The following is a 14,979-nucleotide window of genomic DNA, read 5'->3' on the forward strand; positions in this document are numbered from 1 at the left end:
GGGCTCGACCTCACCTCCTTCGACCGGTACGACGCCGCCGGCTGGCTGCGCGCCGACGCGCTCACCGCCGACCTCTCCGGCGGGCTGACGGTCGACTACGTCAACTCCGGGGAGGTGGCCCGCGCCGAGCCGCTGCGCGGCGCGGTCGACCGGTCCCGGGCCGTCGCCGCGGTCAACGGCGACTTCTTCGACATCAACAACTCCGGTGCCGCGCAGGGCGTCGGTATCCGCGACGGCGAACTGATCCAGTCGCCGGTCGCCGGCCACCACAACGCGGCCGCGATCACCGGCGACGGCATCGGCCGGGTGGTCCAGGTGCACTTCGACGGCACCGCGACGCTGCCGGCCGGCCCGGTCACCCTGACCCAGTTCAACAACATGGTGCAGGCCAACGGCGTCGGCGTGTTCACCGCGCTCTGGGGGTCGTACCCCCGGCGGCGGGCGGTGGAGGGCGCGGCCCGGGTCACCGAGGTGGCGGTCCGGGACGGCCGGGTGGCCACCGTCGGCGCCGCAGCGGGCGAGGGGCCGATTCCGGCCGGGACCACCGTGCTGCTCGGCCGGGACGCCGGGGCGGACCCTTTGGCCGCCCTGCGCCCGGGCGACCCGATCGACCTGACCTGGAAGCCGAAGCCCTCCGACGGTGGCGACCTGCGCGCCGCCGTGGGCGGGGGCAACGTCCTGGTCCGCGACGGGGCGGTGCAGAACATCGCCGACCCGACCCTGGCCCCGCGCACCGCCGTCGGCTTCTCCGCCGACGGGCGGCGGATGATCCTGCTCACCGTGGACGGGCGTCAGGTGGACAGCCGGGGCGTCACGCAGACCGAGATGGGCGAGATGATGGCCGGGCTGGGCGCGTACCACGCGCTCAACCTGGACGGGGGCGGCTCGTCGACCCTGCTCGCCCGGGAACCCGGCGCGGCGACCGTGCAGGTGGAGAACAGCCCGTCCGACGGCACCGAGCGCGCGGTCCCCAACGGGCTGGCGGTCTACGCCCCCGAGGGCAGCGGACGGCTCACCGGGTACTGGCTGGAGACCGCGAGCGACCCGACCGCCGCGCCGGGCGTCGCGCCGGTGCCGGGGCGCCGGCCCGACCGGGTCCTTCCCCCGGACTGACCCGCCGGCTCACCGCCGCGGGCTATGACGAGACGTACGGCCCGGCGCAGGGCGCGCCGACGTGGCGGGCGAACCCGGCCGCGCAGGGCACCGTGGCCGACGGGGTCTTCCGCGCCGGCGCACCCGGTCGCAGCACCGTCACCGCCTGGCGCGGCGACGCCCGGGGCACGCTCGACCTGACCGTGCTCGGCCCGCTGGCCCGGGTCGACTCCACCGTGGACCGGGTCGGCCTGAACCGGGCCGGCGACAGCGGGCTGTTCGGCGTGGTCGGCTACGACGCCGAGGGCAACACCGCGCCGATCGAGCCGGCCGACCTGACGCTCGAGTACGACCGGACGCTGCTGGCGGTCACCCCCACCGCCGACGGCAACCTGTCGGTGAAGGCCCTCGGCGACAGCGGCTCCGCCCTGGTCACCGTCCACGTCGGCCGGCAGGCCACGGTGCTGCCGGTGACCGTCGGGCTGACCGACGTGCCGGTGGCCGGCTTCGACGACGCGGCCTCCTGGAGGTTCAGCCAGGCCCGGGCCAGCGGCGCGGTCGCCCCGGCGCCGGGGCACACCGGCACCGGCCTGCGGATGACGTACGACTTCAGCCAGTCCACCGGCACCCGGGCCGCCTACGCCGACCCGCCGGCCTGGATCGCGGTGCCCGGCCAGCCCCAGGCGTTCGGCATCTGGATCCACGGCAACGGCACCGGTGAGTGGCCCAGCCTGCACCTGCACGACGCGCAGGACACCCAGCACGTGCTGCGCGGCCCGCTGGTCACCTGGAAGGGCTGGAAGTACGTCGAGTTCGCGGTGCCGCCCGGCGTGCAGTACCCGGTGCGGGTCCGCCGGTTCTACGTGGCGGAGACCAACCCGGCGGCGCAGTACACCAGCGAGGTGGTCATCGACGACCTGGTGGCGAAGGTGCCGCCCACGGTCGACGCGCCGGCCGAGCCGCCCCGTACCGACCGGGTGGTGCTGCGCGACGGCACGGTGGACGGCGCGCCCTGGCGCTTCGCGGTGCTGTCCGACGCCCAGTTCGTCGCCGCCGACCCGGACAGCGACCTGGTCGCCCAGGCCCGCCGTACGCTGCGCGAGGTGAAGGCGGCGAAGCCGGACTTCCTGGTGATCAACGGTGACTTCGTGGACACCGCGTACCCGGCGGACTTCGCGCTGGCGAAGCGGCTGCTGGACGAGGAACTGGGCGGGGAGCTGCCCTGGTACTACGTCCCGGGCAACCACGAGATCATGGGCGCGCCGATCGACAACTTCCGCGCCGTCTTCGGCGACACCCAGCGGGTCTTCGACCACGCGGGCACCCGGTTCGTCACGCTGAACTCGTCCACCGGCTCGCTGCGCGGTGGCGGCTTCGACCAGGTCCGGATGCTGCGCGAGGCGCTGGACTCGGCCGCCGCCGACCCGGCGGTCGGCTCGGTGGTGGTGCTGCACCACCACCCGCCCCGCGACCCGAGCCCCGCCAAGGCCAGCCAGCTCGGCGACCGCAAGGAGGCGGCGCTGCTGGAGCAGTGGCTGGCCGACTTCCAGCACCGCACCGGCAAGGGCGCGCTGTTCGTCGGCGGGCACGTCGGCACCTTCCACGCCGACCGGGTGGACGGCGTGCCGTACGTGATCAACGGCAACTCGGGCAAGAACCCGTCGACGCCGCCGCAGCTCGGCGGCTTCACCGGCTGGACCGAGTTCGGCGTGGACCCGGTGACCCCGGCCGAGGCTGAGCGGGCCCGCCGGGATCCGCTGGTCGAGGGGCCGCGCTGGGTCGCCGCGGAGTTCCACGCCCACACCGACCGGCTCGCGGTGAGCGCGCCGGCCGCCGTGGCGGTGGGGACGCCGGCCACGGTGACCGCGACGCTGACCCAGCCGGGCGGACGTGCCGTCCCCGTGGCGGCCCCGGTCAGCGCCGACTGGTCCGCCTCGCCGAACGTCCACATCGGAGGGGTCGGCGGGGTGCGGCCCTGGCACGTGGCCCGCTTCGACCCGGCCACCGGGCAGCTGACCGCGCTGCGGGCCGGCGGGCAGGTGCTGCTCGCGGTGACCGTGAACGGCGTCCGGGCCGAGGCGACGGTCGCGTTGACGGCGGCGGAGACACCTGGGGGAGGCACCCGCCGCCTGACCGGCCCGGCGTAGGCCGGGCATCCCGCCCGCCGTCGCCCCTGCGGCGAGGGGCCGACCGGCGGTGCGCTCCGGCCCGGTCCTCGGTTGCTCGGCGAGGCGTGCGCAGTGGGCGTTGCCGGGGCGCAGTGCGCCGAGCGCTCAGAAGTCGCCCTCGGCGACCTGGAAGACGGTCAGCCCGAGCGACCGCCACATCCGCACCACCTGCTGCCGGTCGTCGAAGACCCCGGCCACCCGGTAACGGTCGCGCACCTCACGCTCGTAGATCTCCTGCTTCACCACGGCGTCCTTGCGGGAGTCGCCCACCGCGCGCAGGTGCAGACCGAGGTACGGCACCCGCACGTGCCGGTCCAGCCAGGCCACCGTGGCGTCGCGGGCGGTGGCGTCGCGTCCGGAGCAGAAGATCACCCCGTACCCGGCGGCGTGCATCGCCCGGACCGCCGCGATCACCGCCTCGTTGGGCTCGTCCTCGCCCACCCGGGTCATGTCGTACGGGCTGCGGGAGACGTTCAGCGCGACCGTGCCGTCGATGTCCACCAGCACGATCTCCGGCGGGCCGGCCGGGGTCGCGTCGACCGTGCCGGCCGGCCGGTGCGGGCCGTCGGCACCGGCAGCGGCAGCGGCCGGTTGGCCAGGTAGCGCTCGTGCAGGCGACGGATGGCCGACTCGCCGACCCGGTCCGCCTCCGCCCGCGTGGCGTCGCGGCGCAGGCACTCGTCCAGCGGTACGTCGGTGAAGTCGTGCACCTCGAAGTCGGCGTCGTACCGGGCGGCCAGGTCGGCCCAGTCCCGCAGGGTGCGCGAGCGCAGGTTGGTGTCGTCCACGCAGACGCTGACCCCGGCCCGCAGCAGCGCCTCCACCTGGGCCCGCTGGGCGAGCGTCACCTGGTACTCGGCCCGCTGGGTGAACAGCCGTTCACCGTGCAGCATCCGGCGCAGGTCGTCGCGGTTCACCCGGGCGACGGCCGGTTGCAGGGTACGGGCGAAACTGGTCTTGCCGGAGGCGGGTAGCCCGCGGGTGGCGATCAGTCGGGGCATCCTGCCCATCCCACTCGGGTCAGGGACGAATCGGGCACGACCCCACCGTACGCCGGGGGCGGGAATGCTGGTCCCCGGTGGCGGGAATGCGAGCCGGGAGGCGGGCGTTACCACTGCCGGACCGATCGTGCGGCCCGCTTGCCGGGTCGGCTCACGCCCATGGCACACTGGTCAATCGGCCACCGGTTCCGGTTCACGCCCGAGTCCGTCGCGCACCAGGCGACGGGGAGATCAGCGGCGACCCGGCGACCACCGACGAAAGGACCGAGGCGACATGAAGCCCAACATCCACCCGGAGTACGTGACCACCGAGGTCTCCTGCTCCTGCGGTAACACCTTCTCGACCCGCAGCACCGCCAAGGGCGGCTCGATCCACGTCGAGACCTGCAGCGCCTGCCACCCGTTCTACACCGGCAAGCAGCGCGTCCTCGACACCGCCGGCCGGGTCGCCAAGTTCCAGCAGAAGTACGCCAAGGTTCAGGCGAAGAAGGCCAAGTAGCTCCACCGACGACGCCCGTGTCCGGCTTCGGCCGGGCACGGGCGTTCGTCCGTTCCGCCCCCGGTTACGCCCGTCCGTCCGTCGAAGGAGCATCCCCCGCATGAGCAGCGAGCGCCTGGCTTCCCTCCTCGACGAGTACGCCGAGCTGGAGAAGCGGCTGGCCGACCCGGCCATCCACGCCGACCAGGGCACCGCCCGTCGGGTGGGTCGCCGCTACGCCGAGCTGGTTCCGCTGCACAAGGCGGCCGGTGAGCTGGAGCAGGCCCGCGCCGACCTGGCCGCGGCCCGGGAGCTGGCCGCCGAGGAGCCGTCCTTCGCCGCGGAGGCCGAGTCGATCGCGGCGAGCCTCCCGGCGCTGGAGGAGCGCCTGGCCGAGCTGCTGATCCCGCGCGACCCGCACGACGCCAAGGACGTGATCATCGAGATCAAGGCCGGCGAGGGTGGCGAGGAGTCCGCGCTCTTCGCCGGTGACCTGCTGCGGATGTACACCCGGTACGCCGAGCGGCACGGCTGGCTCACCGAGGTGATCGACGCGCAGGACTCCGACCTGGGCGGGGTCAAGGACGTCTCGCTGGCGATCAAGACCAAGGGCGTCCCGGAGGGCGGCAACGGCGTCTGGTCGCGGCTGAAGTGGGAGGGCGGCGTGCACCGGGTGCAGCGGGTGCCGGTCACCGAGTCGCAGGGGCGCATCCACACCAGCGCCGCCGGGGTGCTGGTGCTGCCCGAGGCGGAGGACGTCGATGTCACCATCGACCCCAACGAGCTGCGGATCGACGTGTTCCGCTCGTCCGGGCCGGGCGGCCAGTCGGTGAACACCACCGACTCGGCGGTGCGGATCACCCACCTGCCGACCGGTGTGGTGGTCTCCTGCCAGAACGAGAAGTCCCAGTTGCAGAACCGGGAGCAGGCGATGCGCATCCTGCGGGCCCGGCTGCTCGCCGTCGCCCAGGAGCAGGCCAACGCCGCCGCCTCGGACGCCCGCAAGGCGCAGGTTCGTACGGTGGACCGCTCGGAGCGGATCCGCACCTACAACTTCCCGCAGAACCGGATCACCGACCACCGGATCGGCTACACGGCGTACAACCTCGATCTTGCGCTCGCCGGCGACCTGGACGGCGTCCTGGACGCCCTCACCGAAGCCGACCGCGCCGCCCGCCTCTCCGGCGACACCGAACTGACCCGCCGCTGACCCGACTTCCCCACCCCCCGCCCCTTCACCACGCACTTTCAGAGAAAGCGTGGCTATCCGGCGTCGAATAGCCAGGCATTCTCTGAAAGAGGCCTCACGCGAGCGGCGCGCGGGGGCGGGGTGGTCAGGAGGCGCGGGGGCGGGTCTTGGCGCGGAGCATCTCGCGGTCGGCGATCTCGAAGGCGGTGCCGAGCGCGTCGCGTAGCGCGCCGCTGGCGCCGTCCACCTCGGCGAAGCCGATGCTCACCCCGACCGGGGTGCCGGGCACCAGGGATTCCCAGTCCTCGGTGCGCACCGCCGCGTGGATCCGCCGGGCCACCTCGGCCGCCTCGGTCATTCCGGCCCCGGAGAGCACCACCACGAACTCGTCCCCGCCGTAGCGGGCCACGAAGTCGCCCCGGCGCATCACCCGGTTGATCACCCCGGCGATGCGTTGCAGGACCAGGTCTCCGGAGTGGTGGCCGTGGATGGTGTTGACCGCCTTGAACCCGTCCAGGTCGCAGACGCCGATCACCACCCGCTCGCCCCGCGAGGTCATCGAGGCGATGTAGCGCTCCAGCCGGCGCCGGTTCGGCAGGCCGGTGAGCGGGTCGGTCAGCGCCTCGCCCTCGTACCGGGCGGCCTCGCGGCGCATCTCCTCGTGGTCGATCCGGGCGGCGATGCCGTCGATGTACACGTCGCGCAGCCGGTCGTTGCGCTGGGCGGCCAGCCGGAACGCCATCCGGTCGGCCCGGTGCGCCGCCACGTGGTCGCGGCCCGGGCGTACGCGATGCTGCGCACCCGGGACGGCTCGGCCGCGCCGAGCGTCTCGTTGGAGACCAGCGCGGTGTCCAGCCGGGTGATCGCCTCGATCGGCCGGCCGTCGGCGACGGCCAGGCAGACCTGCCCGAGCTGCCGCATGTCGCGGGCACGGGCGCTGTCGCCGCCGTGGGCGAGCAGCCGGACCGGGTCGGTCTTGGTGCCGGTCTCCAGCGGGTCGCCGAGGGCGGCCCGGCGGGCCGCCGCGTAGCCGTACGCGGCCAGGCTGCTGGGGCGGATCCGCTCGCTCCGGCCGTCGCGGACGAACCGGTTCAGGTCGATGGCGATGTCCCGGAGCACCCGCAGGCAGCCGTCGCTGTCGCCGTTGTGGTCCAGGGCGACCGCGTTGCGCAGCCGGATCCCCGGCGCGGCGAAGACCTCCTCGGGGAGCCCGGCGGCCAGCCCGTGCTGCCGGGCCCGCTCGATCGCGCCGAGGGCGTAGCCGTGGAAGCTGAGGTACGAGTAGGCCATCGCCAGGTCGTGCCAGCCCCAGGCGGTGTCCCGGTCGTGCTCCTCGGCCGCGCCCAGCGCCCGGGCGGCGCGCACCAGGTGGGTGACGCACCGGTCCAGCGCGCCCTGGTGGTGCGCGGCGAGCGCGGCCAGCGCGTTGAGGTGCCCGTGCAGGTACGGCTCGGGCAGGTCGCGGACGGCGGTGGACGCCTCCTCGATGGCCCCGGTGAACTCCGCCGTCCGACCGAGATTGATCAGCGCGCAGAGGCGTTGCACCAGCGCGTCGGCGCGGGTGTGCGGGTCGGTGGTGGTGCGCAGCACCCCTTCGAGCAGGCCGCACGCCTCGGCGGACCGGCTCGCCTCCTGCAGGGCCCGGGCACGCCGGAGAGCGTCAACCTGGTCATCGACCCGGTCGAGCCACCCCACCTGCGAACCTCCTGTCGGTGTGCGTCCGGCCGCACCCGCTCGTGACGTGACCCGCGACGCTTCATGATTATGTCGTGACCTTCCTTCCGCGCCACCCCTCCGAAGGGACAGAACGCGAGCGGCCCTCGCTCGCTGTGGCCCGCGCCACTCGTGCCCTGACCGCCGCCGGAGTGGAGTCGGCCCGCGCCGAGGCGGAGCTGCTCGCCGCGTACGTGCTGGACGTGCCGCGCGGCCGGCTGGCGCTCGCGGACGGCTTCACCGCTCCCCAGCGGGAGCGGTTCGAGGCGCTGGTCGCCCGCCGGGCCGACCGGGAGCCGTTGCAGCACCTGACCGGCCGGGCCGGGTTCCGGCACCTGGAGCTGGCGGTCGGCCGGGGGTCTTCGTGCCCCGGCCGGAGACCGAGCTGCTCGCCGGCTGGGGGATCGAGGTGGCCCGGACCCGGCCGGCGCCGCTGGTGGTGGACCTGTGCAGCGGCTCGGGGGCGATCGCGCTCGCGGTCGCCCAGGAGGTGCCGGCCGCCCGGGTGGTGGCCGTGGAGCGGTCACCCGCCGCGCTGGAGTGGCTGCGGCGCAACGCCGCCGAGCGGGTCGCCGCCGGGGACCGGCCGATCGAGGTGGTCGCCGCCGACGTCACCGACCCGGAGCTGCTGGCCACGCTGGTCGGCGAGGTGGACGTGCTGCTCTGCAACCCGCCGTACGTGCCCCGGGCGGTGGCCGTACCGCCGGAGGTGGCCGGGCACGACCCGGACGAGGCGGTCTTCGGTGGGACGGACGGGTTGAGCGTGATCCGGCCGGTGCTGGCCCGCGCCGGGGACCTGCTGCGCCCCGGCGGTGCGCTGGGCGTGGAGCACGACGACACGCACGGGGCGGCGGTGCCGGCGCTGCTCGCCGGCGATGGCCGGTACGTCGACGTGGCGGAGCATCGGGACCTCGCGGGACGGTCCCGCTTCGCCACCGCGTCCCGGCGGACGGACGGCCCGCACGCCGGTGCGGCCCGGGCGTGGCAGACTGGCTCCTCGTGATGCTCTACGACTGTCGGTCGCCCGCCGACCGGGACCGCGGCATCGCCGCTGCCATCGAGGCGGTCAAGAACGGTGAGCTGGTCGTCCTGCCGACCGACACGGTCTACGGGATCGGCGCGGACGCCTTCACCCCGTACGCGGTCAAGGCCCTGGCGGACGCCAAGGGCGGCAGCCGGCAGGCGCCGCCGGTGCTGATCGGCTCCCGGCACACGCTGGACGGCCTGGTCTTCTCGCTGCCGCGCGCCGCGCGCGACCTGGTCGAGGCGTTCTGGCCCGGTGCGCTGACCATCGTGGTGGAGCACTCGCCGAGCCTGGCCTGGGACCTGGGCGACGCCAGCGGCACGGTGGCGGTCCGGATGCCGCTGCACCCGGTGGCGCTGGAGGTGCTGCGGGAGACCGGCCCGATGGCGGTGGCCTCGGCGAACAAGGCGGGCCAGGCGGCCGCGCTGACCGCCGAGGAGGCCCGCGACCAGCTCGGCTACTCGGTGCGCGCCTACCTGGAGGCCGGGCCCTGCCCGGACCCGGTGCCGAGCACGATCGTCGACCTGACCGGCGAGGTGCCGCGGGTGCTCCGGCTGGGCGCGATCGGGCTGGACAAGCTCCGCGACGTGGCGCCGGACATCCTTGACGAGCGGGGGGCCTGAGTGCCGCCGTTCACCGTCCTGCACGTGTGCATGGGCAACATCTGCCGCTCGCCGATGGCGGAGCGGCTGCTGGTGCTCGCGGTCCGGGAGCGGCTGGGCCGGCTCGGCGTCGACCCGACCCGCTCCGACGAGCTGCTGCACAGCCACAGCGCCGGCACCGGCGGCTGGCACGCCGGCGAGGAGATGAACCCGCCGGCGGCCCGGCAGGTGCTCTCGCGCGGTGGTGACGTGGACGGCTTCGCCGCCCGCAAGCTGCGCTCCGATCTGATCGACGCCGCCGACCTCGTCCTCACCGCCACCGCCGACCAGCAGGAGTACGTGGTGGCGCTGCGTCCCGACGCCGCGGCCCGCACCTTCGTGCTCGGCGAGTTCGGCCGGCTGCTCGGGCTGGTGGACGCCGCCGCCCTGCCGCCGGCGGAGGCGACCGGCGAGGCGGTGTACGCCCGGGGCGTGGCCCTGGTGGCGGCCGCCGACGCGGCCCGGCAGGGCGCGTCGGCGCTGCACTCCGACGACCTGGACGACCCCTGGGGCCGGGGCGACCAGTGCTTCAGCCGGGTGGCCGACGAGATCGAGGAGACCGTGCACCCGCTCACCGCGGCGCTGCTGCCCTGACCCCCCCGCCCGGGTGAACCGGGCGGCGTGTCCGGTGCTCCGCGCCGCGTCCCGCTCGCGAGTTTCCTCCGGGTTTCGCGAAATATGAGGGCGGAAGGGGCATAGCGGGTCATTCTGAACGGGTCCTGACGGCTCCTGCGGGGAGTACTGATGATCCGGGCCCATCTCGACAAGTTGTTCACCGTGGTGATCGCCGGCGTGCTCGCCGGGCTGGTGCTGGCGGCGGCGGCCCTGCCGGTCGCCCTGGTGCTCGGGTTGGGCTTCGGCGCGCTCTCCGCGCCCTACGCCGAGCTGCCGTCGAGCCTGCGCACCCCACCCACGGCGCAGCGGTCGAACCTGTACGCCAACGACGGCCGCACCCTGATCACCTCGTTCTACACCGAGGACCGCGTCGAGGTGCCGCTGGCCAAGGTGGCGCCGGTGATGCGCCAGGCCATCGTGGCCGCCGAGGACACCCGCTTCTACCAGCACCGGGGCGTCGACGTGCGCGGCGTGGTCCGGGCGTTCACCGTCAACCGGCGCGACGGCACGACCCGGCAGGGCGCCTCCACGCTGACCATGCAGTACGTGCGCAACGTGCTGGCCAGCGATCCCCGGCTGACCCGGGAGGAGCGCACCGCGGCCACCGAGATCAGCGCCGCCCGCAAGCTGCGGGAGATGCGGTACGCCCTGTCGCTGGAGCGCGAGCTGGACAAGGACGAGATCCTCCGGCGCTACCTCAACATCGCCTACTTCGGCGCCGGGGCGTACGGCGTCGCGGCCGCCAGCAAGCGCTACTTCTCCACCTCGCCGGCGAACCTCACCCTGCCCCAGGCGGCCCTGCTCGCCGGTCTGGTCCGCTCGCCGGACACCGACGACCCGATCAACGGCGACGCCGACGCGGCGCTGCGCCGCAAGGCGTACGTGCTGGACCGGCTCGTCGACGCGGGGCAGGTGTCGACGGCCGAGGCGGCGCAGGCGAAGGCCGCCCCGCTGTCCCTGCGCCCCAGCGAGACCCCGAACGACTGCACCGCCGTGCCTCAGGAGCAGCTCGACTGGGGCTTCTTCTGCGACTGGTTCTCCCAGTGGTGGAGCGCCCAGCCGGCTTTCGGGGCGTCCGCCGCCGAGCGGCAGGACACCCTGCGCCGGGGTGGCTTCCGGATCGTCTCGTCGCTGGACCCGGCCGTGCAGCGGGCCACCCTGAAGCAGGTGCTGGACATCTACCCCGTCACCGACCGGCGGGCCGTGCCGACCGCGGTGGTCCAGCCCGGCACCGGCCGGGTGCTGGCGATGGCGGTGAACCGGAACTACAGCGTGGCCGAGAACCCGGAGGGCCGGAAGAACTACCCGAACACCGTCAACCAGCTCGTCGCCGGTGGCGGCGGCATCGAGGGTTACCAGGGCGGCTCGACCTTCAAGCTCTTCACCATGCTGGCCGCCCTGGAGTCCGGGCTGCCGCTGGACACCCGCTTCGACGCCCCGACCCGGATCGTCACCCGGTTCCCGGTCGACGCGGGCCGGGCCAGCTGCGGTGGCAACTGGTGCCCGGCCAACGCCACGCCGGACTGGATGGACGGGCGGCACACCATGTGGACCGCCTTCGGCCGCTCGGTGAACACCTACTTCGCCTGGCTGATCGAGCGGGTCGGCGCGGACAAGGTGGTGGAGATGGCCGAGCGGCTGGGCATCGTGTTCCGGGCCGAGGACGACGCCCGGCTGGCCCGCTCCGGCGCGCGGAACTGGGGCTCGTTCACTCTCGGGGTCTCCTCGACCACCCCGCTCGACCTGGCCAACGCGTACGCCACGGTCGCCGCCGAGGGGACCTGGTGCGCGCCGCTGCCGGTGGTGTCGATCACCGACAGCGCCGGGCACGAGGTGGCCGCCGGCCGCCCGGACTGCCGGCAGGTGGTCGACACCGACGTGGCCCGGGCGGCGGTGGACGCGGCCCGCTGCCCGGTCGGCGACCAGACCATGTACCAGCGCTGCGACGGCGGCACCGCGGAGCGGCTCCGGCGGCTGCTGGGCCGCCCGGTGGCCGGCAAGACCGGCAGTTCGGAGGGGTACGAGAGCGAGTCGGTGGTCGCGTTCACCCCGCAGCTCGCGATCGCCTCGATGGCGGCGAATCCGGACGACCCGCGGGACGCGGTCGGCCAGGCGGTGCAGGCCCGGATGGTGGACGCGGTGGGCCGCGTGCTCCTCACCGCGCTCAAGGACCAGCCCGTGCGCGACTTCGTCCCGCCCAGCGCGGGGGTCACCTACCGCCGGACCGGTCCCCGCGACGGCAACTGACCCGCCTCTGAGCGGGTCAGCGGGTGGCGTGCTCGGCGCCCCGGGCGATGTTGCGGGCCATGCCGCCGAAGACGATGGTGTGGAAGGGGGCGACCGAGCCCCAGTAGGCGTGCCCGGCCAGGCCGCGGGGGAGGAAGACGGCGCGCTGCACGTACCGGCTGCGGCCGTTGGTGGTCGGCTCGGCGCGCATCTCCAGCCAGGCCCGGCCGGGCAGCCGCATCTCGGCGCGCAGCCGCAGCAGCTCGCCCGGCACGATCTCCTCGACCCGCCAGAAGTCCAGCGCCTCGCCGACCTGGAGCCGGTGCGGGTCCCGCCGGCCCCGGCGCAGCCCGACCCCGCCGATCAGCCGGTCCAGCCAGCCCCGCACCGACCAGGCCAGGGGGAACGAGTACCAGCCGTGCTCGCCGCCGACCCCCTCGATCACCCGCCACAGCGCGCTGGTCGGGGCGTTGACGTCGCGTGTCCGGACGTCGGTGTAGACCGTGCCGCCGGACCACTTCGGGTCGCTGGGCAGCGGCTCGGCCGGTGCGTCCGGGCCGCTCGCGGTGGACCAGCGGGTCTCCACCTCGGCGTCGCGCACCTTGGCCAGCGCCAGCGCCACGGCCTCGTCGAAGCCGGTCAACCCGCCCGGCGGGTCGGGGACGAACCGGGCGATGTCGTGCTCGCGCGCCACCGCCTCGTGGACCAGGCTCTCCACCAGCGGCCGGGCGATCTTGTTGGGCACCGGGGTGACCAGCCCGACCCAGTACGAGGAGAGCGACGGCGTCAGCGGCCGCACCCGGAGGATCACCCGGCGGCGCAGCCCGGCCACCCGGGCGTACCGATGCATCATCTGCTCGAAGGTGAGCACGTCCGGGCCGGCGATGTCGAAGGCCCGGTCCACCTCGGGCGGCAGCGTCGCGCCGGCGACCAGGTAGCGCAGCACGTCGCGGACCGCGATCGGCTGGATCCGGTTGCGCACCCAGCGCGGGGTGACCATCCCCGGCAGCCGCTCGGTGAGATAGCGCAGCATCTCGAACGAGGCCGAGCCGGACCCGATGATCACGGCGGCCCGCAGCACCACGGTCGGCACGCCGCTGGCGAGCAGGATCCGCGCCACCTCCGCCCGGGAGCGCAGGTGCGGCGAGGGGACCTCGCCGTCCTGCTTCGGCTCCGGGCCGCCGAGGTAGACGATCCGGCGTATGCCGGACCGGGCGGCCGCCGCGGCGAAGTGGGTCGCCGCCTCCCGGTCGGCCACCTCGAAGTCGGCCTGCCCGAGCGAGTGCACCAGGTAGTAGGCGACGTCGACGCCGTCGAACGCGGCGGGCAGCGTCTCCGGCCGGCGCAGGTCGCCCTCGACCACCTCGGCCCGCGCCGCCCAGGGCACGTCGCGCAGCCGCCCGGCCTTGCGGGCCAGGCAGCGCACCTCGTACCCCTCGGCGAGCAGTCGGGGCGCGAGCCGTCCGCCGATGTAACCCGTGGCTCCGGTGACCAGGCATCTCACGGTTTCCAGTGTGCGGCCCCATAGACTCCTTCGCTGTGGAGAACGCGAGCAACACCTTCTGGGGGCCGGACTTCCAGCAGCTCAGTACCGTCGACCCGGAGATCGCCGGGGTGGTGCTGGGCGAACTGGAACGGCTGCGCGGCGGCCTGCAACTGATCGCCAGCGAGAACCTCACCTCCCCGGCGGTGCTCGCGGCGCTCGGCTCGACGCTGACCAACAAGTACGCCGAGGGCTACCCGGGCCGGCGCTACTACGGCGGCTGCGGCGAGGTCGACCGGGCCGAGGAGATCGGCATCGCCCGGGCGAAGGAGCTCTTCGACGCCGAGCACGCCAACCTCCAGCCGCACTCCGGGGCGAGCGCCAACCTCGCCGCGTACGCCGCCCTGGTGCAGCCCGGCGACACGGTGCTGGCGATGGACCTGCCGCACGGTGGTCACCTCACCCACGGCAGCCGGGTGAACTTCTCCGGCAAGTGGTTCCATCCGGTCGGCTACACCGTCCGGCCGGACACCGAGCTGATCGACTACGACGAGGTCCGCGACCTCGCCCTGGCGCACCGGCCCAAAATGATCATCTGTGGCGCGACCGCCTATCCCCGGCTGATCGACTTCGCCCGGTTCCGGGAGATCGCCGACGAGGTCGGCGCGTACCTGATGGTGGACGCCGCGCACTTCATCGGGCTGGTCGCCGGCCGCGCCATCCCGTCGCCGGTGCCGTACGCCGACGTCGTCTGCTTCACCACCCACAAGGTGCTGCGCGGCCCGCGCGGCGGCATGATCCTCTGCCGGGAGTCACTGGCCGCCCGGATCGACAAGGCGGTCTTCCCGTTCACCCAGGGCGGCCCGCTGATGCACGCCGTCGCGGCCAAGGCGGTCGCGCTGCGCGAGGCCGCGCAGCCCGAGTTCCGGGCGTACGCCGGGCAGGTGGTCCAGAACGCCCGGGCGCTCGCCGCCGGGCTGGCCGCCGAGGGGATGCGCCCGGTCTCCGGCGGCACCGACACCCACCTCGCCCTGATCGACCTGCGCGAGACCGGGGTGACCGGCGCGCAGGCCGAGGCCCGTTGCGACGCCGCGACCATCACGCTGAACAAGAACGCGATCCCGTACGACCCGCAGAAGCCGATGGTGGCCTCCGGCATCCGGGTGGGCACGCCGAGCGTCACCACCCAGGGCATGGGTGTCCCGGAGATGCGTCAGGTCGCCGCGCTGATCGCCCGCGCGGTACGCACCGACCCGGCCGCGCCCGGGGGCGCGGACACGCTCGCCGGGATCGCCGGCGAGGTCGCCGAGCTGGCCGCCGCCTTCCCGGCGTACCCCCGTGGCTGAGCC

10 protein-coding genes and 3 pseudogenes are annotated in these 14,979 nt (G+C 74.5%); 9 read left to right on the forward strand and 4 right to left on the reverse strand.

Translation table 11 applies throughout. From position 1 onward, the window contains the following. Together JNW89_RS11005 and JNW89_RS11010 are read left to right on the forward strand one after the other, a co-directional pair. A partial coding sequence (locus JNW89_RS11005) for a phosphodiester glycosidase family protein (protein WP_238448812.1) occupies nucleotides 1-1,113 on the forward strand: 1,113 nt, incomplete at its 5' end. Nucleotides 1,114-1,205: 92 nt separating this feature from the next. Beyond that, nucleotides 1,206-3,239, forward strand: a complete 2,034-nt coding sequence (locus tag JNW89_RS11010; RefSeq protein WP_238448813.1) for a metallophosphoesterase — start codon at nucleotides 1,206-1,208, stop codon at nucleotides 3,237-3,239. A 126-nt stretch (nucleotides 3,240-3,365) separates the two neighbouring features. On the opposite strand, the gene JNW89_RS11015 is transcribed toward JNW89_RS11010, so the two are convergent. After that, nucleotides 3,366-3,767, reverse strand: coding sequence for a hypothetical protein (locus tag JNW89_RS11015; RefSeq protein ID WP_238448814.1), 402 nt, complete (start codon nucleotides 3,765-3,767; stop codon nucleotides 3,366-3,368). Next, on the reverse strand, nucleotides 3,734-4,261 hold the full coding sequence (locus tag JNW89_RS11020; RefSeq protein WP_238448815.1) for an AAA family ATPase: 528 nt from the start codon (nucleotides 4,259-4,261) through the stop codon (nucleotides 3,734-3,736). The genes JNW89_RS11015 and JNW89_RS11020 overlap by 34 nt, the downstream gene beginning before the upstream one ends. Before the next feature lie 274 nt (nucleotides 4,262-4,535). On the opposite strand from JNW89_RS11020, the gene rpmE reads away from it, so the two are divergent. Further along, nucleotides 4,536-4,760: a 50S ribosomal protein L31 gene (gene rpmE, locus JNW89_RS11025; protein ID WP_088960558.1), complete on the forward strand. Its 225-nt coding sequence runs from the start codon at nucleotides 4,536-4,538 to the stop codon at nucleotides 4,758-4,760. A gap of 100 nt (nucleotides 4,761-4,860) precedes the next feature. After that, the gene (gene prfA, locus JNW89_RS11030; protein ID WP_238448816.1) at nucleotides 4,861-5,949 is read left to right on the forward strand and encodes a peptide chain release factor 1; all 1,089 of its coding nucleotides are present in this window, start codon (nucleotides 4,861-4,863) and stop codon (nucleotides 5,947-5,949) included. Between the two features lie 124 nt (nucleotides 5,950-6,073). Here the strand turns inward: prfA and JNW89_RS11035 are convergent. Then, nucleotides 6,074-7,623: pseudogene (locus tag JNW89_RS11035) on the reverse strand (diguanylate cyclase). A 74-nt stretch (nucleotides 7,624-7,697) separates the two neighbouring features. Here JNW89_RS11035 and prmC point away from each other — a divergent pair. From prmC to JNW89_RS11055, 4 genes and pseudogenes are all read left to right on the forward strand, one after another. Then, nucleotides 7,698-8,602 (forward strand): annotated as a pseudogene (prmC, locus tag JNW89_RS11040) (peptide chain release factor N(5)-glutamine methyltransferase); the annotation flags it as partial. After that, nucleotides 8,517-9,288, forward strand: a pseudogene (locus JNW89_RS11045) (L-threonylcarbamoyladenylate synthase). The pseudogenes prmC and JNW89_RS11045, both read left to right, overlap by 86 nt. Continuing rightward, nucleotides 9,289-9,900 carry a phosphotyrosine protein phosphatase gene (locus JNW89_RS11050; RefSeq protein WP_088960562.1) on the forward strand — a complete coding sequence of 204 codons (612 nt, stop codon included), beginning with the start codon at nucleotides 9,289-9,291 and terminating at the stop codon, nucleotides 9,898-9,900. Between the two features lie 150 nt (nucleotides 9,901-10,050). Further along, nucleotides 10,051-12,168, forward strand: a complete 2,118-nt coding sequence (locus JNW89_RS11055) for a transglycosylase domain-containing protein (protein ID WP_238448818.1) — start codon at nucleotides 10,051-10,053, stop codon at nucleotides 12,166-12,168. 16 nt (nucleotides 12,169-12,184) lie between these two features. On the opposite strand, the gene JNW89_RS11060 is transcribed toward JNW89_RS11055, so the two are convergent. Further along, nucleotides 12,185-13,651 (reverse strand): SDR family oxidoreductase, encoded by a 1,467-nt coding sequence (locus JNW89_RS11060; protein ID WP_238448819.1) that lies wholly within the window; start codon nucleotides 13,649-13,651, stop codon nucleotides 12,185-12,187. A gap of 35 nt (nucleotides 13,652-13,686) precedes the next feature. Here JNW89_RS11060 and glyA point away from each other — a divergent pair, with 35 nt between their 5' ends. Next, nucleotides 13,687-14,976 (forward strand): serine hydroxymethyltransferase, encoded by a 1,290-nt coding sequence (glyA, locus tag JNW89_RS11065; protein WP_309139972.1) that lies wholly within the window; start codon nucleotides 13,687-13,689, stop codon nucleotides 14,974-14,976. Nucleotides 14,977-14,979 lie beyond the last annotated feature (3 nt).

The organism is Micromonospora sp. 4G55 (assembly GCF_016803375.1).